General features: G+C 58.1%; 18 protein-coding genes, 2 tRNA genes and 1 other RNA gene. 11 read left to right on the plus strand and 10 right to left on the minus strand.

Translation table 11 applies throughout. The annotated features are described in order from the left end of the window. Window positions 1–57: 57 nt before the first annotated feature. From ACP3TA_RS19425 to rssA, 5 genes are all read right to left on the minus strand, one after another. Window positions 58–1,068: an NAD-dependent epimerase gene (locus ACP3TA_RS19425; RefSeq protein ID WP_206196484.1), complete on the minus strand. Its 1,011-nt coding sequence runs from the start codon at window positions 1,066–1,068 to the stop codon at window positions 58–60. Window positions 1,069–1,077: 9 nt separating this feature from the next. Further along, window positions 1,078–2,421, minus strand: coding sequence for a UDP-glucose dehydrogenase family protein (locus ACP3TA_RS19430; protein ID WP_033643303.1), 1,344 nt, complete (start codon window positions 2,419–2,421; stop codon window positions 1,078–1,080). A 43-nt stretch (window positions 2,422–2,464) separates the two neighbouring features. Next, window positions 2,465–3,382: a UTP--glucose-1-phosphate uridylyltransferase GalU gene (galU, locus tag ACP3TA_RS19435; protein WP_033650221.1), complete on the minus strand. Its 918-nt coding sequence runs from the start codon at window positions 3,380–3,382 to the stop codon at window positions 2,465–2,467. Between the two features lie 213 nt (window positions 3,383–3,595). Then, complete coding sequence (gene rssB, locus ACP3TA_RS19440; RefSeq protein WP_004932178.1) at window positions 3,596–4,609, minus strand: two-component system response regulator RssB; 1,014 nt, start codon at window positions 4,607–4,609, stop codon at window positions 3,596–3,598. 103 nt (window positions 4,610–4,712) lie between these two features. Further along, on the minus strand, window positions 4,713–5,615 hold the full coding sequence (gene rssA / locus ACP3TA_RS19445) for a patatin-like phospholipase RssA (protein WP_164119581.1): 903 nt from the start codon (window positions 5,613–5,615) through the stop codon (window positions 4,713–4,715). A gap of 118 nt (window positions 5,616–5,733) precedes the next feature. Between rssA and ACP3TA_RS19450 the strand changes: the two genes are divergently transcribed. The 8 genes from ACP3TA_RS19450 (at window position 5,734) to ACP3TA_RS19485 (ending at window position 9,961) form a co-directional block, all read left to right on the plus strand. Continuing rightward, window positions 5,734–6,198: a YchJ family protein gene (locus ACP3TA_RS19450; RefSeq protein ID WP_033643306.1), complete on the plus strand. Its 465-nt coding sequence runs from the start codon at window positions 5,734–5,736 to the stop codon at window positions 6,196–6,198. Window positions 6,199–6,266: 68 nt separating this feature from the next. Beyond that, window positions 6,267–7,115 carry a formyltetrahydrofolate deformylase gene (gene purU, locus ACP3TA_RS19455; RefSeq protein WP_004932187.1) on the plus strand — a complete coding sequence of 283 codons (849 nt, stop codon included), beginning with the start codon at window positions 6,267–6,269 and terminating at the stop codon, window positions 7,113–7,115. A 175-nt stretch (window positions 7,116–7,290) separates the two neighbouring features. Continuing rightward, window positions 7,291–7,375, plus strand: a tRNA-Tyr gene (locus ACP3TA_RS19460). 190 nt (window positions 7,376–7,565) lie between these two features. Next, a tRNA-Tyr gene (locus tag ACP3TA_RS19465) sits at window positions 7,566–7,650 on the plus strand. Window positions 7,651–7,698: 48 nt separating this feature from the next. Beyond that, window positions 7,699–7,826, plus strand: a non-coding RNA gene (locus tag ACP3TA_RS19470) — RtT sRNA. A gap of 207 nt (window positions 7,827–8,033) precedes the next feature. Next, window positions 8,034–8,606: a TIGR00730 family Rossman fold protein gene (locus ACP3TA_RS19475; protein WP_004932190.1), complete on the plus strand. Its 573-nt coding sequence runs from the start codon at window positions 8,034–8,036 to the stop codon at window positions 8,604–8,606. A gap of 102 nt (window positions 8,607–8,708) precedes the next feature. Then, window positions 8,709–9,515: an exodeoxyribonuclease III gene (gene xthA / locus ACP3TA_RS19480; RefSeq protein WP_004932192.1), complete on the plus strand. Its 807-nt coding sequence runs from the start codon at window positions 8,709–8,711 to the stop codon at window positions 9,513–9,515. A gap of 44 nt (window positions 9,516–9,559) precedes the next feature. Further along, window positions 9,560–9,961 carry a pyrimidine (deoxy)nucleoside triphosphate diphosphatase gene (locus ACP3TA_RS19485; protein WP_169539615.1) on the plus strand — a complete coding sequence of 134 codons (402 nt, stop codon included), beginning with the start codon at window positions 9,560–9,562 and terminating at the stop codon, window positions 9,959–9,961. Window positions 9,962–9,982: 21 nt separating this feature from the next. On the opposite strand, the gene ACP3TA_RS19490 is transcribed toward ACP3TA_RS19485, so the two are convergent. The 5 genes from ACP3TA_RS19490 to ACP3TA_RS19510 all read right to left on the minus strand — a co-directional run bounded on the left by ACP3TA_RS19490 (window position 9,983) and on the right by ACP3TA_RS19510 (window position 15,071). Then, on the minus strand, window positions 9,983–10,279 hold the full coding sequence (locus ACP3TA_RS19490) for a YnjH family protein (protein ID WP_033643308.1): 297 nt from the start codon (window positions 10,277–10,279) through the stop codon (window positions 9,983–9,985). Then, window positions 10,276–12,201, minus strand: a complete 1,926-nt coding sequence (locus tag ACP3TA_RS19495; protein WP_021503851.1) for a DNA topoisomerase III — start codon at window positions 12,199–12,201, stop codon at window positions 10,276–10,278. Before ACP3TA_RS19495 ends, ACP3TA_RS19490 begins: the two co-directional genes overlap by 4 nt. Beyond that, entirely contained in the window at window positions 12,201–13,310 is a 1,110-nt protein-coding gene (gene mnmH, locus ACP3TA_RS19500) for a tRNA 2-selenouridine(34) synthase MnmH (protein ID WP_089192610.1), read from the minus strand. The genes ACP3TA_RS19495 and mnmH overlap by 1 nt, the downstream gene beginning before the upstream one ends. An 8-nt stretch (window positions 13,311–13,318) precedes the next feature. Further along, the gene (gene selD / locus ACP3TA_RS19505) at window positions 13,319–14,362 is read right to left on the minus strand and encodes a selenide, water dikinase SelD (protein WP_042784711.1); all 1,044 of its coding nucleotides are present in this window, start codon (window positions 14,360–14,362) and stop codon (window positions 13,319–13,321) included. Between the two features lie 157 nt (window positions 14,363–14,519). Further along, window positions 14,520–15,071: an NAD(P)H nitroreductase gene (locus tag ACP3TA_RS19510; RefSeq protein ID WP_004932204.1), complete on the minus strand. Its 552-nt coding sequence runs from the start codon at window positions 15,069–15,071 to the stop codon at window positions 14,520–14,522. Between the two features lie 160 nt (window positions 15,072–15,231). On the opposite strand from ACP3TA_RS19510, the gene sppA reads away from it, so the two are divergent. The 3 genes from sppA (at window position 15,232) to pncA (ending at window position 18,853) form a co-directional block, all read left to right on the plus strand. Next, the gene (sppA, locus tag ACP3TA_RS19515) at window positions 15,232–17,088 is read left to right on the plus strand and encodes a signal peptide peptidase SppA (RefSeq protein ID WP_033643311.1); all 1,857 of its coding nucleotides are present in this window, start codon (window positions 15,232–15,234) and stop codon (window positions 17,086–17,088) included. Window positions 17,089–17,181: 93 nt separating this feature from the next. Beyond that, the gene (gene ansA, locus ACP3TA_RS19520) at window positions 17,182–18,198 is read left to right on the plus strand and encodes an asparaginase (protein WP_033643312.1); all 1,017 of its coding nucleotides are present in this window, start codon (window positions 17,182–17,184) and stop codon (window positions 18,196–18,198) included. 22 nt (window positions 18,199–18,220) lie between these two features. Continuing rightward, the gene (gene pncA / locus ACP3TA_RS19525) at window positions 18,221–18,853 is read left to right on the plus strand and encodes a bifunctional nicotinamidase/pyrazinamidase (RefSeq protein WP_089191889.1); all 633 of its coding nucleotides are present in this window, start codon (window positions 18,221–18,223) and stop codon (window positions 18,851–18,853) included. Window positions 18,854–18,860: the final 7 nt, after the last annotated feature.

Raw genomic sequence — 18,860 nt, forward strand, 5'->3', positions numbered from 1 at the left:
GCGCAGCGAAAAAAAAGGGACCTAAAGGCCCCTTCTATCGCATTTATCCTCGTTCAATTATTTAACCTGATAGAATGCCTTATACCAGTCAACAAAGCGCTTCACGCCCTCTTCAACGCTGGTTTCCGGTTTAAAACCAATGTCACGATAAAGCTCTTCCGTATCCGCGCTGGTATCCATCACATCGCCCGGTTGCATCGGCAGCATATTCTTACGGGCCGTTACCCCCAATGCCTGCTCCAGAGCGCTGATATATTCCATCAGTTTAACAGGAGCACTATTGCCGATATTATAAACATGGTACGGCGCGGAACTGGTTGCCGGCGAGCCCTGCTCAACGGTCCATGACGGATCCGCCTGCGGAATAACCGCCTGCAACCGCACTATCGCCTCGGCGATATCATCGATGTAAGTAAAATCGCGGTGCATTTCACCGTGGTTATATACGTCGATGCTCTCCCCGGCCAATATGGCTTTGGTAAATTTGAACAGCGCCATATCCGGACGCCCCCAGGGACCATATACGGTAAAGAACCGCAGCCCGGTCGTCGGGAGACCGTATAAATGGGAATAGCTGTGGGACATCAGCTCATTGGCTTTTTTAGTCGCCGCATACAGTGACACCGGATGATCGACAGAATCTTCGGTGGCGAATGGAAGCTTGCGATTCAGGCCATATACCGAGCTGGAAGAGGCGTAAAGTAAATGCTCAACCTTATTATGACGGCAGCCTTCCAAAACGTTTAAATGACCGATCAGGTTGGCATCGGCATAAGCCAACGGATTGACCAGCGAATAACGTACGCCGGCTTGAGCCCCCAAATGAATGACTCGCTGGAACTGATGCTCGGCAAACAATGCCGCCATGCCTTCACGATCGGCCAAATCCAGCTTGATAAAGCGGAATCCCGGCTTATCCGCCAGTCGATCCAGACGGGCCATTTTCAGGCCCACGTCATAATAATCATTCAGGTTATCAATGCCGACAACCTGATGACCGGCGGTCAATAAACGCTCTGCAACGTGATAACCGATAAACCCTGCGGCGCCTGTAACCAGGAATTTCATGCTCACTCCTTAAATAACCGGTTTAATCGAGGCGCCACGGCCAATTGCGTAATAGGTGAAACCGCGGCTCTCTAAACGCTCCGGATCGTACAGGTTACGGCCATCGAAGATCACCGGCTGCTTCAACGCGCCCTTGATCACATCAAAGTCCGGCGCGCGGAAGTTCTGCCATTCGGTGCAGATAACCAGCGCATCGGCGCCGTGCAATGCAGCCTCTTTGGTGCCCACCAGCTTCAAATCGTCACGCTGGCCATAGATGCGCTGAACTTCGTTCATCGCCTCAGGATCGTAGGCTTGAACGGTGGCGCCTGCGGCCCACAGCTGTTCCATCAGCACGCGGCTGGAAGCTTCACGCATGTCATCGGTATTCGGCTTGAACGCCAGCCCCCACAGCGCGAAGGTTTTGCCCTTCAGATCGCCGCCGAAGTAGTCGTTGATAAAACTGTTCAGCTTGTCTTTCTGCTGATAGTTGACCTGCTCTACCGCCTGCAGCAGCTTCGGTTGGTAACCGATCTGCTCCGCCGTGCGGATCAGCGCTTGGACATCTTTCGGGAAACAAGAGCCGCCGTAGCCGCAACCCGGGTAGATGAAGTGATAGCCGATGCGTGAGTCAGAACCGATGCCCTGACGCACTTTCTCAATGTCCGCGCCCAGCATTTCCGCCAGGTTGGACATTTCGTTCATAAAACTGATCTTGGTCGCCAGCATGCAGTTAGCGGCATATTTGGTCAGCTCCGCACTGCGGATATCCATCATGATCATACGATCGTGATTGCGGTTAAACGGTTCGTACAGCTCGCGAATAGGCTCGATCACATCTTTATTGTCGGTACCGATCACGATGCGCTCAGGACGCATGCAGTCTGCCACCGCCGCGCCTTCCTTCAGGAATTCCGGGTTGGATACCACGTCAAACGGCACGTTGCTGCCGCGTTTCGCCAGCGTTTCAGCCATCACCTGACGCACCTTGTCCGCCGTACCGACCGGCACGGTGGATTTGTCGATCACCACTTTGCGATCGGTCATGTGCTCGGCGATAGTGCGCGCCACCGCGGTGACGTACTTCAGATCGGCGGAACCGTCTTCATCCGGCGGCGTGCCGACGGCGATAAACTGGATAGTCCCGTGCGCCACGCCCGCTTTGGCATCGGTGGTGAAATGCAGACGGCCGGCCTCATAGTTTTGCTGCACCAGCGGCGTCAGACCCGGTTCGAAAATCGGGATATTCCCTTTTTTCAGGTTTTCGACTTTTCGCTCATCGACGTCAATACACATAACGTCATGGCCTACTTCAGCCAGTACGGCGGCCTGCACCAGACCCACATAACCAATACCAAAAACTGTTACTTTCATGTGAAAATCCTAGTTTTTCAAATTAAGACGAAAGATCACTCAATTACTTCTTGTCAGCGGCAACAACCTGTTGCAGCCACTGAGAAAATTCTTTGCCCAGGCTGGCATGGCGCATGCCGTATTCCACGAAGGCCTGCATGTAACCGAGTTTGTTACCGCAGTCATGGCTCACGCCTTTCAGGTGATACGCTTCCACCGTTTCCTGCTGCATCAGCATTTCGATACTGTCAGTCAGCTGAATTTCGTCGCCGGCGCCCGGAGGCGTTTTCGCCAACAGCGGCCAGATATCGGCGGAGAGGACATAACGACCGACAATCGCCAGGTTGGAAGGCGCTTTCTCCGGCGACGGCTTCTCGACCACGCTGACCATCGGCGCGCTTTCGCCCGGATGCAATTCGACGCCCTTACAGTCGGCTACGCCGTAGTTGCCAACATCTTTATGCGGCACAGGTTCAACCATGATCTGGCTGATGCCGGTGGTTTCGAAGCGCTGCAGCATGTCGTGCAAGTTGTCTTTTTTCGGATCGGCGCTGTATTCGTCAAGGATCACGTCCGGCAACACCACCGCGACCGGCTCATCGCCCACCATCGGGTAGGCGCACATAATCGCATGCCCCAAGCCTTTGGCATTCCCCTGGCGGACTTGCATCACGGTAACGCCCTTCGGGCAGATTGACTGCACTTCATCGAGCAGTTGACGCTTGACGCGTTTTTCCAGCATCGCTTCCAGTTCGAAACTGGTATCAAAATGGTTTTCGATCGAGTTCTTGGAGGAGTGGGTGACCAGCACAATCTCGTTAATCCCTGCTGCAATGCACTCATTGACGACGTATTGGATCAGCGGTTTATCAACCAGCGGCAGCATTTCTTTCGGAATGGCTTTGGTGGCCGGCAACATCCGCGTACCCAAGCCTGCAACCGGGATCACGGCTTTTCTGACTTTGCGATTTACAGCAGGCATTATTTCCTCTCTTAAAGCTGAAGCGCTCATTTTATGAGCTTGGGCTCGATATAAAAAAACCTTCGGAGTATACCAGCTTATGCGCGCCTGGCATTAACCAGAACACAAATAGAAAACATTTAGGACTATTACCCGTTCTGATAATCGGGAGAAGAAATAGACGGTTTAATTACCGATAAGTGAATAGCTTAAGATATCGCCGATCAACGCCCATTATTCAGCGCTGAGCATCAGCCGCAATCGGCCGCCGCTGCCCCATACCTGACATTGCCAGGCCGTACAGCGTTGACTGATCTGGTTCATGTAGGTGGCGCCCAGCGTGCCCAGCGGCACGCCGTTGCTCAGCTGAATTTGATTGTCGCCGGTATTGACGTTGGCATGCAGCCCGGCGGAAACCAGAATCAGGTTTTTATTTTCGGCGTGATAATATCCCAGCAACAGCGGGAATTGACCGTCTAATTTCCCCTGCCGCAATAATTGATTAACCTGCTTTAACAATGCCGACATTTGCGGCAGGCGATGTTGTTGATTAGCCAGATGGTCTTGCAGCAACCCATTAAATAATGCGCGTAACAGCAGCGCCGCCAATACGCCATTATCACCGGCGCGCGTGACGTCCAGGCAATAGAACGCCAGGTCTTTTTCTGACAATGCCGCGATATCCAGCACCAGCCCGGGATTTTCGCCCGTGGTTAACTGGCGATAGTTGATCCGGCAATGCGCAATGGTTTGCTGCACCGGCGGCTGCAATTGCTTAAGCAGTTTGACGGCTTCGGAAGGATTCTTGCTCAGCGCGTCCCAATCCTGAAACAGCTCAACCTCTTCAATCGCCTGGGAGGTAAACATATTGGGGTATAAACACGCCAGCACCGCCTCACGCAGGCGATTGAGATCGGTCAGCGGCTTCAGCAGCACATCCTGTACGCCCAAACGCAGCACCTTGGCGATGTCCGCCATCTTGTCGGTAGCGGAGATCACCAGCACCGGGATCTGCAGCCCCTGCAGACGCAGGTGTTCAACGAATTCGATGCCGCCCATTTCCGGCATCGCGAGATCGCACAGAATCAGATCCGGCTTGAAGTCATCGACGGCACTCAGCGCCTGTAAACCGTTGGTCGCCTCGCCGGTTTCAGCGCCCAGCGAGGTCAGATAACCGACCAGCACGGAACGAAAAACCTGTTCGTCCTCAACGATCAAGATACGCTTGTGAGTGAGTGGTAATGCCATCAGCCGAGCCTCGTCCCTTTCCATAGTGTAATAGTGGCTCAAAAAGGTCACTTATGCTCGTCTGAAACAGACCAACCGCGCATTGCCAACCAAGAACCGATAATTATCTATTTTTTATCAACGGCAACAACCGATCCAGTTGTTTTTCAACCGCCAGCAACCCCGCCTCGATCGCTTCATCGGCGCGGTGGAAATCCAGCGTTGAGATCTGCGGGCAAAAAGGCTGGATCAAAACGTCCGGCGGATCGCTCGCCATCCGGTTGCGCTTCAGGCGATTTTCCAGCATTTGAATCGATGTGCTCATAATCTCCATCGCCGTCGGCGCCGTCGTCGGTTTGCGCTTGCGCATTCTGCCGACGCGCTCCCGCAGGCGCCCGCGCCAGGTCTCCGCAGGCGTATCGTCCGGGCTTTCGTCCTCGCCGCGTATCGAGAACAGATCCTGCTGCATCAAATGCGCGTCATGCTGCAGATCGACCGCAATGACAATATCGGCGCCCAGCGCCCGGCAGAGCGACACCGGTACCGGATTAACCACTGCGCCGTCCACCAGCCAATAACCGTCGGCCCACACTGGCGCCAATAGGCCTGGCATGCTGCAAGAAGCGCGCACCGCCTGATGAATATCGCCTTCGGTCAGCCACAGTTCGCGGCCGGTGCTGAGATTGGTCGTCACGGCGCCGAACTTCAGCGCACATTCGGCAATATCACTAATCTTCAACAGTTGCCCGACGGCATTGAACACCCGATCGCCGCGCAACAAACCGCCGCGCTGCCAGGAAAAATCCATCAGACGGATGACATCCCAATAGCTGAACGACCGTACCCACTGCTCCATCACCGGCAAACGGTGACTGGCGAATGCCGCCCCCACCAACGCGCCAACAGAGCAGCCGGCAACGATATCGACCTCAATCCCCAGTTTCTTTAACGCATTGATCACGCCGATGTGCGCCCAGCCTTTAGCCGAGCCCGCCCCCAGCGCCAGTCCGATCTTGATTTGCCGCATAGCGCCATCCTCTCGGTAAAAGGTGTTCTCTGCTTTCAGGGTAGATTGTCACTGACGAATATTGTTAGGTAACATATGCGCTAAATTCATTTTCAGCCTCGTTTTCTCAGGAGTTATTTTGCCCGAATCATGCCCATGCGGCAGCGGACTGGCGTATAACGCGTGCTGCGCCCCTTTTATCAGCGGCAGTCAGCCGGCGCCGACGCCCGGCCAACTGATGCGTTCACGCTTCACCGCCTACGTGAATCATAACGTCGACTATCTGATCGCCACCTGGCACCCCGACTGCGGCGCCGAAGCGTGGCGCAATGCGATCGTCGACAGTTTCAAAAACACCGAATGGCTGGGCTTGACGATCGTCGAGGAGCAAACCGGCCATGAGCCGGACGAAGGCTTCGTCGAATTCATCGCCCGCTTCACCGATGGCGAAAGCGGCGAGCCCCAGGCGATGCATGAGCGCTCACGCTTCCTTCGTCGCGATCAACGTTGGTATTATATCGACGGCAGCAAACCCCAGCCCGGCCGAAATGCGATATGTCCCTGCGGCTCAGGGAAAAAATATAAGAAGTGCTGCGGGCGCTAGCCGGCCGGCGCTTCACGTTAACGCCTGCGCAGACAGGCCGTTCAGTATCAGACAGGATCCTCAAACCCATGCCACACCAAAATGTACAACGAAAAGTGTTACGCACCATCTGCCCGGACGCCAAAGGGCTGATCGCCAAGATCACCAACATCTGTTACAAACACGAGCTCAATATCGTCCAGAATAATGAGTTCGTCGATCACCGCACCGGGCGTTTCTTCATGCGCACCGAGCTGGAAGGCATTTTCAACGACAACACGCTGCTGGCCGATCTGGACAGCGCGCTGCCGGAAGGTTCGCTGCGTGAGTTGCACAGCACCGGACGTCGGCGCATCGTGGTGCTGGTCACCAAAGAGGCACACTGCCTGGGCGATCTGTTGATGAAAAGCGCCTATGGCGGCCTCGACGTTGAGATCGCCGCCGTAATCGGCAACCACGACACGCTGCAAACGCTGGTGGAGCGTTTCGATATTCCTTTCCATCTGGTGAGCCACGAAGGATTGACGCGCGAACAGCACGACCGCGAAATGACGGCCAAGATCGATCAATATCAGCCGGATTACGTGGTGTTGGCCAAATATATGCGCGTGCTGACGCCGGCCTTCGTGCAACATTATCCGAATCAGGTGATCAACATTCACCATTCGTTCCTGCCGGCGTTTATCGGCGCGCGGCCTTATCACCAGGCCTACGAACGCGGCGTGAAAATCATCGGCGCCACGGCTCACTACGTTAACGACAATCTCGACGAAGGCCCGATCATCATGCAGGACGTGATCCACGTCGATCACACCTATTCCGCCGAGGATATGATGCGCGCCGGCCGCGACGTAGAGAAAAACGTGCTCAGCCGAGCCCTGTATCAGGTGTTGGCGCAGCGCGTCTTCGTCTACGGCAATCGCACCGTTATTCTGTAATCGCTCAATAAATCGGTGCATTTCGTTCAGGGATGCACCGCCAAGAATAAAAAAACGGCAAACGATTCATTTTCTGCATTTCAATGCTTTACACATCCGCTTCATTTGATATGATGCGCCCCGCTTACCGAGACAGCGCTCTCGCAAGCAAGGCCAGTTAAATAGCCATGTATATGGTGGGGTTCCCGAGCGGCCAAAGGGAGCAGACTGTAAATCTGCCGTCACTGACTTCGAAGGTTCGAATCCTTCCCCCACCACCATCTTCATCTCTGTTGATGAACTTGAAGCGAAAGCTGAAATATCATTAAACGCCGAGGGGGAGGATGAGAAGCTTCGACAAGGTTCGAGCCGAGCGCAGCGAGACAACGCGCTTTAGCGCGGTCATCCTTAGAAGCACACAATAGGAATTTAGCCCATTCCTTAAAAAATCAGCAAATCCATGAATACCATGGTGGGGTTCCCGAGCGGCCAAAGGGAGCAGACTGTAAATCTGCCGTCACTGACTTCGAAGGTTCGAATCCTTCCCCCACCACCATTTCTTACAGAAAATCCCAAAACCGAATTAAAAGCACATCGCATTCATAATGCTCCGTATTGGGGAAGGATGAGAAGCTTCGACCAAGGTTCGAGTCTCACGCAGTGAGACAACGCGCTTCAGCGCGGCCCGCAGGGTGAGTCGCGCAGCGACGAATCATCCTTCCCCCACCACCATTTCTTACAGAAAATCCCAAAACCCACTTAAAGCACATCGCATCCAACACGTTGCATCCAATGTTCTCGTATCAATAAATCAAGTTATCTCCCCCTTATTTACCGCTTTCATCCAGACGTTTTATTTCTCTCCTCCGCCCGTAACTTGAACTCCGGCCGACAATTCGCTATACCACTGGCTTCTTTAGTGCAGTAAGGAACAGGTGGATGCGAAACAATATTTGCGTTTTTTGTGGCGCCAGCGAAGGTGTCAATCCCGCTTATGCCGAGCAGGCTCGCCAACTGGGGCAATTGCTGGCCGCACAGGGACGCCGTTTAATCTACGGCGGCGGCAAAAAAGGACTGATGGGGATTGTGGCGGACGCGGTGTTGGCGGCGGGCGGTGAAGCTGTCGGCATTATCCCCGAGCGCCTGGTTGAAGCGGAAACGGCGCATCGCGGCCTGACTGAATTGGAAGTGGTGCCAGACATGCATACGCGCAAAGCCCGTATGGCGGCGCTGGCGGACAGTTTTATCGCCCTGCCCGGCGGCATCGGCACGCTGGAAGAGCTGTTTGAAATCTGGACCTGGGGGCAAATCGGGTATCACAACAAACCGGTCGGCCTGCTGAACGTCAACGGTTTCTACCGCCCACTGAGCCAGTTCCTCGAACACGTCGCCGATCAGGGCTTCATGCGCCACGACTATCTCGGTACGCTGCACATCAGCGAATCGGCGCAAACGCTGCTGCAACAGTTTGACGACTATCAACCCAAAAATTACGACCGCTGGGCGAAATAATGCCGGCTGCGCAGTCAGCGGGCTCGCCGCTGTCTGCGTTACATTTCCCGCCAAACTCTGCTACTATCACAGCACATTTTTCTCGTGAAAACGGCACCGCTCATGAAGTTTGTCTCTTTTAATATCAATGGACTGCGCGCGCGTCCGCATCAGCTGGCGGCAATTATCGAACAGCACCAGCCCGACGTGATCGGTCTGCAGGAAACCAAAGTTCACGATGACATGTTCCCATTGGAAGAAGTCAGCCAGCACGGCTATCACGTGTTCTATCACGGGCAAAAAGGCCATTACGGCGTGGCGCTGCTGACCAAAGCGGAGCCCCTGGCCGTGCGCCGCGGCTTCCCGACCGATGAAGAAGACGCGCAGCGTCGCATCATCATGGCCGATTTGGCTACGCCGCAGGGCACGCTGACGGTGATCAACGGCTACTTCCCGCAAGGTGAAAGCCGCGACCACCCGATCAAATTCCCGGCTAAAACACGCTTTTATCAGGATCTGCAAAACTACCTGGAGCAGCAGCTGTCGGCGGAATCCCCGGTGCTGATCATGGGCGACATGAATATCAGCCCCAGCGATTACGATATCGGCATCGGCGAAGACAACCGCAAACGCTGGCTGCGCACCGGTAAATGTTCCTTCCTGCCGGAAGAGCGCGAATGGATGGATCGCCTGCTGAACTGGGGCCTGGTCGATACCTACCGCCACGCCAACCCGGGGCGCAACGACGAGTTCTCATGGTTCGACTACCGCTCCAAAGGGTTCGACGACAACCGCGGCCTGCGTATCGATCTGCTGCTGGCCAGCACCCCGCTGGCTTCGCGCTGCATCGCCACCGGCATCGATTACCAAACCCGCGGCATGGAGAAACCTTCCGACCATGCGCCGGTCTGGGCGGAATTTACGCTGTAACCCCATCACCCCGGCGCCCGCCGGGGTTTTACTCTGTGAAGCCAATGAAAATTATTGACGTGGTAGCCGCCATTCTGGAACAAAATGGGCGCATTTTGCTGGCCCAACGCGGCGCAGGCAGCGATCAGGCAGGTTTGTGGGAGTTTCCCGGCGGCAAAGTTGAGCCGGGTGAAAGCCAACCGCAGGCGCTGGCGCGCGAACTGGATGAAGAATTGGGGATTTGCGCCCGTATCGGCAACTATGTAGGCAGCAATCAGTGGCAGCAAGGCGAACGCCTCATCCGGCTACACGCCTGGCGAGTCGCGGAGTTCTCCGGTGAATTGCAGCTGCATTGTCACTCAGCGCTGGTGTGGGTCACGCCGCAACAGGCGCAGGAATATACCCTGGCCCCGGCCGACGTTCCACTGCTGGCGGACTATATCGCCGCGCAAGGCGATGCACGCTGAGCGCGGCGATAGGTTACATGGTCACTTCTTCAATCGCACCCAAATCAAGGGGTTGGTGCCGATAGTGTTAGGCTCACGCACACACTGCAGCACTTCGCCTTCGACTTTGAGCACCGCGCCTTCGGAATAGTTTTGATTCTGGTAGACGCAACAGCGGTTGCAGGGTTGCGCCGGTGGCGAATTGGCGCCGTTTTTCGCCGTCCCCCAAATCTCCGGCGAAACCGGCAACACCACGTCCACATCGCCCCGGTTGGCGGCCGCCAGGCCGCAGTAGGCCAGGGCAGCGGCAGCCAGCACCCCATTGAGTCCGTGCTTCATTCACTCTTCTCCTGCGCCTTGCCGGCGCTTTTCCTGCGTTTTTTGCCTCCGCTGGAAGGCGGCGGCGGCAACCCACGGAACGCCATGCTCGCCCGGCTCTGCTTGGCCTGATAAATCAGCTCTTGCAGCGTGCCGACCAACGGCTGCATAAAGTCCTGATAACGGCAGGATTTCTCGCTGATTTGCGTCAGCGTTGCCTCCCAGTTTGCCGTCATATCAGGACGCGCAGCAAGATCCGGCAGCGAGTGAATCAACGCGCGCCCGGTTTCGCTGGAGTGAATATAGCGTCCCTTCTTGTACAGAAACGCCCGTTTGAACAGCAATTCGATGATCCCCGCTCGCGTCGCTTCCGTACCTAAACCATCGGTCGCCCGCAGGATTTTCTTTAGCGCTTTATCTTGTACGAAGCGCGCGATGCCGGTCATGGCCGACAACAGACTGGCGTCGGTAAACGGCCGCGGGGGCTGCGTCTGGCGCTCCACCACCTCACCGCGCTCACACAGCAGCTCATCATCTTTAGCCACCACCGGCAGCGGTGCGCCTTCGTTTTCTTCGTCGCGTTCCTTGCTCCCCAGCAGCGTACGCCAACCGGCTTCCGCCAGGAAACGCGCCTTGGCGATAAATTTGCCGCCGGCGATATCCAGCTCAATCACGCATTTGCGGAATACCGCATCCGGACAAAACTGCATCAGATACTGGCGCGCCACCAGCCCATACACGTTCCGTTCATCCTGCGTCAGATTAATCTTGCCGGCACGGGCGGTGGGAATGATAGCGTGGTGCGCATCGACTTTTTTATCGTCCCAGCAACGGTTGCGGCGATCGCTGTCGATCACCGGCTGCGGGTACAGTTCAGGCTGGTGCACGCTGATGGCGTTCAGCACCGCGTGGCGACCGGCGAAATGCTCTTCCGGCAGGTAGCGACAGTCGGAACGCGGATAGGTGATCAATTTATGGGTTTCATACAACCGCTGGCAAACGTCCAGCACCTGTTGGGCGCTGAGGTTATAACGCCGGGCCGCTTCGATTTGCAGCGTGGAGAGCGAAAACGGCAGCGGCGCGGTATCTGATTCCCGTTTATCGTTATAGGACGTGACCAGCGCCGGCTGGCCCTCGATGCGCTTAACCACGTGCTCCGCCAACGGCCGGTGCAGCAAGCGCCCCTCTTCGTCCTGATAAGGCTCGCACGACTCGCTGGGCTGCCACAGCGCCACGAAACGCTCTTCTTTCGGCGTAACGATGTGCGCCTTGACCTCAAAGAAGTCTTTCGGCACGAAGTTTTCGATCTCTTCATCGCGCCGCACCACCAACCCCAGCACCGGCGTCTGCACCCTGCCCACCGACAACACGCCGTCATAACCGGCGTTGCGGCCCAGCAGCGTATAAGCGCGGGTCATATTGATGCCGTACAGCCAGTCGGCGCGTGAGCGCGCAAGGGCGGACACGCACAGCGGGATGAAGTCACGGTTGTCGCGCAGGCGTTCAACCGCGCGCTCCACCGCCTGCGGGTTGAGATCGTTGATCAGACAGCGGCGCACGTTCTGGCGTTTTTCCGGCGTCAGATCCAGGTAGTCCAGCACCTCATCCACCAGCAGTTGTCCTTCGCGATCCGGGTCGCCGGCGTGAACCACTTCATCGGCTTCAAGCAGCAACTTTTTAATGGCGTTGAGCTGTTTACTGACCGACGGCCGCGGCTGCAACCGCCATTTTTCAGGAATGATCGGCAGATCCGCCAACGACCAGCGCGCATAGCGGCTGTCATAAGCGTCAGGCTGAGCCTGCTCCAACAGGTGGCCGACGCACCAGGTCACCACATCGTTGTTGCCGCAGGCGATATACCCGTCGCCGCGGCGATGCGGCTTGGGCAATACGTCGGCAATGGCGCGCGCCAAACTCGGTTTCTCGGCTATGAACAGTCGCATTATTCACCGTTTTTCTGGCTGAACGTCATCAAGAATTCTCTTACTTCTGCATAGTTCCCACGGAAGACAATCCGCTGGGCTTTCTTTTCCAACTGATAGCAATACATCGGATCGTAGTACTGCTGCAACAGGGGCGCCAGCCACTCGCGGTGCGCCTCGCCCTGGCCGCTGAGCCGCTGTGTCCGCAGCGCCGCTTCCAACCGCTGCGTCAGCTGCTGGAAGCGTTCCAGCCCCAGGCGGCGGCGTATGGCGTACAGGCCGTGGTGCAGATAGTCGTCGTACTGTCGCCAGCCCTCTTCCATGCCATAGGCCTGTTCGAACTGTTCGCGCATGCCGTCGATATATTCCGCCTGCAAACGCGCCAGGCGAATGTCGAACGGATCGTCGATCACCGCCACCGGCGCCTGCTGCATCCCATTGAACAACGGCAGCGGCAAATTGTTGCTGCCGATGATCCGCCCTTCGTCTTCCAGCACCCAACGGCGGCTGCCACCATGCTGTTTTTTCAGCAATAACACAGCCAGACGATTCTCAAAATCGATCTGCGAGCTCTGGCCCGCCAGCGTTCGACCAAAAGATGAACCGCGATGGCGCGCCGCACCTTCCAGATCGACGCCGTCGGCCAGTTCGTTGACCAGCAACGTCTTGCCGCTGCCGGTATTGCCGCCCACCAGGGCCATCGGCAATGCTGCGCTTTGCGCCAGCACGCCGAGCAAATAATTGCGCAGCGCCTTATAACCGCCAATGATACGCGGGTACTCGACGCCGGCCTCATGCAGCCATTGCTGCACCAGCTGCGAGCGCAGACCGCCGCGGAAGCAATAGAGATAGCCTTCGGGCCGCTGCGCACAGGCCGCCAGCCAGGCGGCGGTGCGCTGTTCGCGCAGTTTGCCGTTCACCAGACTGTGGCCGAGCGCTATCGCCGCTTGCTGCCCATGCTGTTTATAGCAGGTGCCCACCGCCTGCCGCTCGCTGTCGATCATCAGCGGCAGGTTCAGCGCCTGAGCGAAGGCGCCCTGCTGAAACTCGATCGGCGCGCGCACGTCAATCAGCGGCACGTCCTGCAGGAAAATGCGTTGGTAATTGTCGCTGTCCGGCCTTCCTTGCATGTTGGACACTACACGACCTCGATCAGCGGCTTATCGGCCGATGCCACATGCAGCTCGCCGATGGCGTTGAGCGTAATGCCATGCTGTTCGGCAATCGCCAGCACCTGCGCTTCCGCCTCCGGCAATACCGCCAACAGCAAACCGCCGGAGGTCTGAGGATCGCACAGCAACTGGCGCTGCAGATCGCTCATCTCGCCCACCAGATGGCCATAGCTGTCGAAGTTGCGCCCGGTACCGCCCGGCACGCAGCCCTCGGCGATATACGCCTCGACGTCCGGCAGCTTCGGCACCCGATCGAACCAGACCGTCGCCTGCAGGCCGGAGCCCTGACATACCTCGCTCAGGTGGCCCAGCAGGCCAAAACCGGTGATGTCGGTCATCGCCGTGACGCCCGCCACCTCGGCAAAGTCGGCGCCCGGCTTGTTCAGGCGGCACATCACGTCCGTCGCCAGGCCCTGATGCTCGGGGCGCAGCTTGCTTTGCTTCTCGGCGGTCGTCAGCACGCCGATGCCCAGCGGCTTGGTCAGATAGAGTTTAGCCCCGGCCCGCGCGGCGCTGTTCTTCTTCACCCGCTCGGTATTGACCACGCCGGTGACCGCCAGGCCGAAGATAGGTTCAGGCGCATCAATGGAGTGGCCGCCGGCCAGCGCAATCCCCGCCTGCTGGCAGGCGAAACGCCCGCCGTCGATCACCTGCTGCGCCACCTCCGGCGGCAGTTTGGCGATCGGCCAGCCGAGAATGGCGATCGCCATGATCGGTTTGCCGCCCATGGCGTACACGTCGCTGATGGCGTTGGCGGCGGCGATGCGGCCGAAATCGAACGGATCGTCGACGATCGGCATGAAGAAGTCGGTGGTGCTGATAATGCCGACGCCGTTGCCGATGTCATATACCGCCGCGTCGTCGCGGGTTTCATTGCCGACCAGCAGACGCGGATCGACAAATTTCTCCCGCTCGCTGTGCAGGATGGTTTCGAGAACTTTCGGTGAGATTTTGCAGCCGCAGCCAGCGCCATGGCTGTACTGGGTTAAACGGATCGCTGGCGATGTCATAGTCCACTCCCTTCGATAACGGCACTCAAGATAACATAGGGTAGCGCTTGCCGAGGGGATTGATAAGAGCGTGCCGCCGATAAGCGAACGGCCTGCTCAGAAACCATGCAATTTTGCGGGGTTTGGCGCATTTTCGCCGCGCCCCGTCGGATAATACTTAGAAATAGCTGACGAAAGGCGTGCTGTCCGGCGGCGTCACTTTGGTGGCGGCCTTCAGCTGCGGCGTGCCCAGATAGAGGAAACCGACGATCTCGTCCTGCTCGCGGCAGCCGAAGGCTTCGCGCACCAGCGCATGCTCGGTCCAGGCGCCGGTGCGCCAGATGCCGTTAAAGCCCTGCGCCAGCGCCGCCATCTGCATCGCCTGCACGGCGCAACCGGCGGAAACCACCTGCTCCCAGCGCGGCACCTTAGTCTCTTCAGTGCAATGCGCGATGACGGTGATGATCAGCGGTGCGCGGAACGGCGCCTTGGTGGCTTTTTCGATCGCCGCTTCATCCAACTGATCCTGCTTCGCCGCCGCCTGCAGCAGCTGACTGAAGCGCTCCAGGCCCTGATTCTCGATCATCACGAAACGCCACGGCTGCAGCGCGCCGTGATCGGGCGCACGCAGGCCCGCGTTGATGATGTTTTGGCGCACTTCCCCCGCCGGCGCCGGTTCCGCCAGGCGCGAAGCCGAGCGACGATTCAATAAAAGATCCAGAGCATCCATCGTAAACTCCTGATAACAATTTTCATTCCGGCCACGTTAACATAGCTAAACGGCGAGTTACAGCCTCGGCGGTAGCGTCTGTGTGCCACGATTTAAAGCTGACATTTACCCGGCCGCTCATTAGGATAGCGGAACATTCTCGACTCTTGTTGGAGAGCACATGCGCACATTGTGGCAAATTATTGCCGGCATTTTCCGGTGGACATGGCGTCTGCTGAATTTTATCAGGGAACTGATCCTTAACCTGTTCCTGGTCCTGCTGATCCTGGTTGGGGTCGGCATCTATCTGTCCTTCCAAAGTTCCTCCACCTCGACGGCCCCGGCGCGCGGCGCGCTGTTGGTCGATTTAAGCGGCGTGGTGGTCGATCAGCCTTCGGTAAACAACCGGGTGCGGCAATGGGGGCGTGAACTGTTGGGCGCCTCCAGCAGCCGCCTGCAGGAGAACTCGCTGTTCGACGTGGTGGACAGCATCCGCAAGGCCAAAGACGACAAAAACATTACCGGCATGGTGTTGCAGCTGAATGACTTCGCCGGCGCCGATCAGCCGTCGCTGCGCTATATCGGCAAAGCGCTGCGCGAGTTCCGCGACAGCGGCAAACCGATCTTCGCCATCGGCGACAGTTACAATCAAACGCAATACTACCTGGCCAGCTACGCCAACAAGGTCTACCTCTCGCCGCAGGGCGCGGTCGATCTGCACGGTTTCGCCACCAACAACCTGTATTACAAGTCGTTGCTGGACATGCTCAAGGTCACCACCAATATCTTCCGCGTCGGCACCTATAAATCGGCGGTCGAACCGCTGATCCGCGACGACATGTCCCCGGCGGCGCGCGAAGCGGACAGCCGCTGGATTGGCGGTCTGTGGCAGAACTATCTGGAAACCGTGGCGGCCAACCGGCAGCTGACGCCGCAGCAGCTGTTCCCCGGCGCCGCCGGCGTGCTGAGCGGCCTGCAGGCGGCAGGCGGCGACACCGCCCGCTATGCGCTGGACAATAAGCTGGTGGACGAGCTGGCATCGCGCACCGCGATCGAAAATCAGCTGGTCAAAACCTTCGGCTGGGACAAACAGGCGAACGATTTTAACGCCATCAGCATCTACGACTACCAGCCGAAGCCGGACGCCAACCAGGGTGGCAAGATCGCCGTGGTGTTCGCCAACGGCGCCATCATGGACGGCCCGCAGACGCCGGGCAACGTCGGGGGCGACACCACCGCCGCCGAGCTGCGTCAGGCCCGTCTGGATCCGGCCGTCAAAGCCGTGGTGTTCCGCGTCAATAGCCCTGGCGGCAGCGTCAGCGCGTCCGAAGTGATCCGCTCCGAGCTGGCCGCCGTGCGCGCCGCCGGCAAACCGGTGGTGGTGTCGATGGGCGGCATGGCCGCGTCGGGCGGTTACTGGGTCTCGACGCCGGCCGACTACATCATCGCCAGCCCGAGCACGCTGACCGGCTCCATCGGTATTTTTGGCATCATCAATACCTACGAGAAAACCCTGGATACGCTGGGCGTGCACACCGACGGCGTAGCGACATCCCCGCTGGCCGATATCGCGGTCACCAAGGCGTTGCCGCAGGAGTTCTCGCAGATGATGCAGCTGAATATCGAAAACGGGTATAAGAACTTCCTCGATCTGGTCGCCAAATCACGCAAGATGACCCCGCAGCAGGTTGACCAAATCGCGCAGGGCCACGTGTGGCTCGGCAGCGACGCCAAGGCCAACGGCCTGGTCGATCAGTTGGGCGATTTCGACGACGCGGTGAAGAAAGCCGCTGAGCTGGCGAAACTGCAACAGTGGCAGCTCGACTGGTTCGTCGACACCCCGAGCCTGAGCGATATGGTGCTCAGCCAGTTCGGCGTTTCCATTCACGCCATGCTGCCGGCGGCGATTCAGGCCATGCTGCCTGCCCCGCTGGCCTCGGTCGCCAATGCGGTGAAAGAGCAGCCGGGTTTGTTCAATAACTTGAACGATCCGCAGAACCGCTACGCGATCTGTCTGACCTGCGGAGAAGTCCGCTAACAAATAATTCTGCAGCCCGGCCTCCGCCGGGCTTTTTTTCTGCCGCCATGTCCCTATAATTCAGCCCATCTTATCTTTGTTAAAATCATAACCATGCAAAAGAAATCCATTTACGTCGCCTACACCGGCGGCACCATCGGCATGCAGCGTTCCGAGCACGGCTATATTCCGGTTTCCGGCCACCTGCAGCGTCAGCTGGCGCTGATGCCGGAATTCCATCGGCCGGAGATGCCGGATTTCACCATTCATGAATACGCGCCGCTCATCGATTCCTCGGACATGACGCCGGAAGACTGGCAGCACATCGCCGACGACATCAAACAGAACTACGATCGCTACGACGGCTTCGTGATCCTGCACGGCACCGATACCATGGCGTTCACCGCCTCGGCGCTCTCCTTCATGCTGGAGAACCTGGCCAAACCGGTGATCGTCACCGGCTCGCAGATTCCGCTGGCGGAGCTGCGCTCCGATGGCCAAACCAATCTGCTGAATGCACTGTACCTGGCGGCCAACCATCCGGTGAACGAAGTCAGCCTGTTCTTCAACAACAAGCTGTTCCGCGGCAACCGCACCACCAAAGCGCACGCCGATGGCTTCGACGCTTTCGCTTCACCCAACCTGCCGCCGCTGCTGGAAGCCGGTATCCACATTCGTCGCCAGCACGGCATCGACAGCCCGGTTTGCAACGGCGCGCTGCAGGTACATGACATCACGCCGCAGCCGATCGGCGTGGTCACTATCTATCCGGGCATTTCCGGCGCGGTGGTGCGCAACTTCCTGCTGCAGCCGGTCAAGGCGCTGATCTTACGCTCCTACGGCGTCGGTAACGCGCCGCAGAAGGCCGAGCTGATCGACGAGTTGCGCGCGGCCTCCGAACGCGGCATCGTAGTGGTCAACCTGACGCAGTGCATCTCCGGGCGCGTCAATATGGAAGGCTACGCCACCGGCAACGCGCTGGCGCACGCCGGGGTGATCAGCGGTTTCGACATGACGGTGGAAGCCGCTCTGACCAAGCTGCACTATCTGTTGAGCCAGCCGCTGACGCCGGAACAAATCCGCGCCCTGATGCAGCAAGATCTGCGCGGCGAGCTGAGCATCAACGGTTAACCTACCGATCTTTGGAGCGGCGATGAAAACGGCCCTGTTGTTGATTGATCTGCAAAATGATTTCTGCCCCGGTGGCGCGCTGGCGGTCACGGAGGGCGACGCCGTCATCCCGGTCGCCAATCAGGCGATCGCCGCCTGCCTGGCGCGCGGCGAACCGGTGGTGGCCAGCCAGGACTGGCATCCCGCCAATCACCGCAGCTTTGCGGTGAACTCCGATGCGCAAGTCGGCACCCTCGGTGAGCTGGAAGGCTTACCGCAGGTGTGGTGGCCGGTGCACTGCGTGCAAGGGAGCCTCGGCGCCGATTTTCATCCTCAACTGCAGCGGCAACACATCAATGCCGTCTTTCGCAAAGGGCAGGATACGGACATCGACAGCTATAGCGCGTTCTTCGATAACGGCCACCGGGCGCAGACCGAACTGCACGGCTGGCTGCAATCGCAGGGCATTCAGCGGCTGGCGATCATGGGCCTGGCGACCGACTATTGTGTGAAGTTCAGCGTGCTGGATGCGCTGGCTGCCGGCTATCCGACGCAGGTGATCGTCGACGGCTGCCGCGGCGTGAATCTGCAGCCGGACGACAGTGAGCGGGCGCTGCAGGAGATGGCGCGCGCCGGCGCTCAACTGGTTACCCTGTCACAATTTCTCGCCAATTAAATCCTGC

The organism is Serratia sp. 2C06 (assembly GCF_050037615.1).
Classification (GTDB): domain Bacteria; phylum Pseudomonadota; class Gammaproteobacteria; order Enterobacterales; family Enterobacteriaceae; genus Serratia; species Serratia ureilytica.

Bases quoted from the DNA above. Each gene is read 5' to 3' on its own strand.
- ACP3TA_RS19485 (WP_169539615.1), top strand. From the start codon at position 9,560: ATGAAAATTATTGACGTGGTAGCCGCCATTCTGGAACAAAATGGGCGC.
- ansA (WP_033643312.1), top strand. From the start codon at position 17,182: ATGCAAAAGAAATCCATTTACGTCGCCTACACCGGCGGCACCATCGGC.
- ACP3TA_RS19475 (WP_004932190.1), top strand. From the start codon at position 8,034: ATGCGAAACAATATTTGCGTTTTTTGTGGCGCCAGCGAAGGTGTCAAT.
- galU (WP_033650221.1), bottom strand. From the start codon at position 3,382: ATGCCTGCTGTAAATCGCAAAGTCAGAAAAGCCGTGATCCCGGTTGCA.
- purU (WP_004932187.1), top strand. From the start codon at position 6,267: ATGCCACACCAAAATGTACAACGAAAAGTGTTACGCACCATCTGCCCG.
- ACP3TA_RS19425 (WP_206196484.1), bottom strand. From the start codon at position 1,068: ATGAAATTCCTGGTTACAGGCGCCGCAGGGTTTATCGGTTATCACGTT.
- ACP3TA_RS19495 (WP_021503851.1), bottom strand. From the start codon at position 12,201: ATGCGACTGTTCATAGCCGAGAAACCGAGTTTGGCGCGCGCCATTGCC.
- xthA (WP_004932192.1), top strand. From the start codon at position 8,709: ATGAAGTTTGTCTCTTTTAATATCAATGGACTGCGCGCGCGTCCGCAT.
- rssB (WP_004932178.1), bottom strand. From the start codon at position 4,609: ATGGCATTACCACTCACTCACAAGCGTATCTTGATCGTTGAGGACGAA.
- rssA (WP_164119581.1), bottom strand. From the start codon at position 5,615: ATGCGGCAAATCAAGATCGGACTGGCGCTGGGGGCGGGCTCGGCTAAA.
- ACP3TA_RS19430 (WP_033643303.1), bottom strand. From the start codon at position 2,421: ATGAAAGTAACAGTTTTTGGTATTGGTTATGTGGGTCTGGTGCAGGCC.
- sppA (WP_033643311.1), top strand. From the start codon at position 15,232: ATGCGCACATTGTGGCAAATTATTGCCGGCATTTTCCGGTGGACATGG.
- ACP3TA_RS19510 (WP_004932204.1), bottom strand. From the start codon at position 15,071: ATGGATGCTCTGGATCTTTTATTGAATCGTCGCTCGGCTTCGCGCCTG.
- selD (WP_042784711.1), bottom strand. From the start codon at position 14,362: ATGACATCGCCAGCGATCCGTTTAACCCAGTACAGCCATGGCGCTGGC.
- pncA (WP_089191889.1), top strand. From the start codon at position 18,221: ATGAAAACGGCCCTGTTGTTGATTGATCTGCAAAATGATTTCTGCCCC.
- mnmH (WP_089192610.1), bottom strand. From the start codon at position 13,310: ATGCAAGGAAGGCCGGACAGCGACAATTACCAACGCATTTTCCTGCAG.
- ACP3TA_RS19490 (WP_033643308.1), bottom strand. From the start codon at position 10,279: ATGAAGCACGGACTCAATGGGGTGCTGGCTGCCGCTGCCCTGGCCTAC.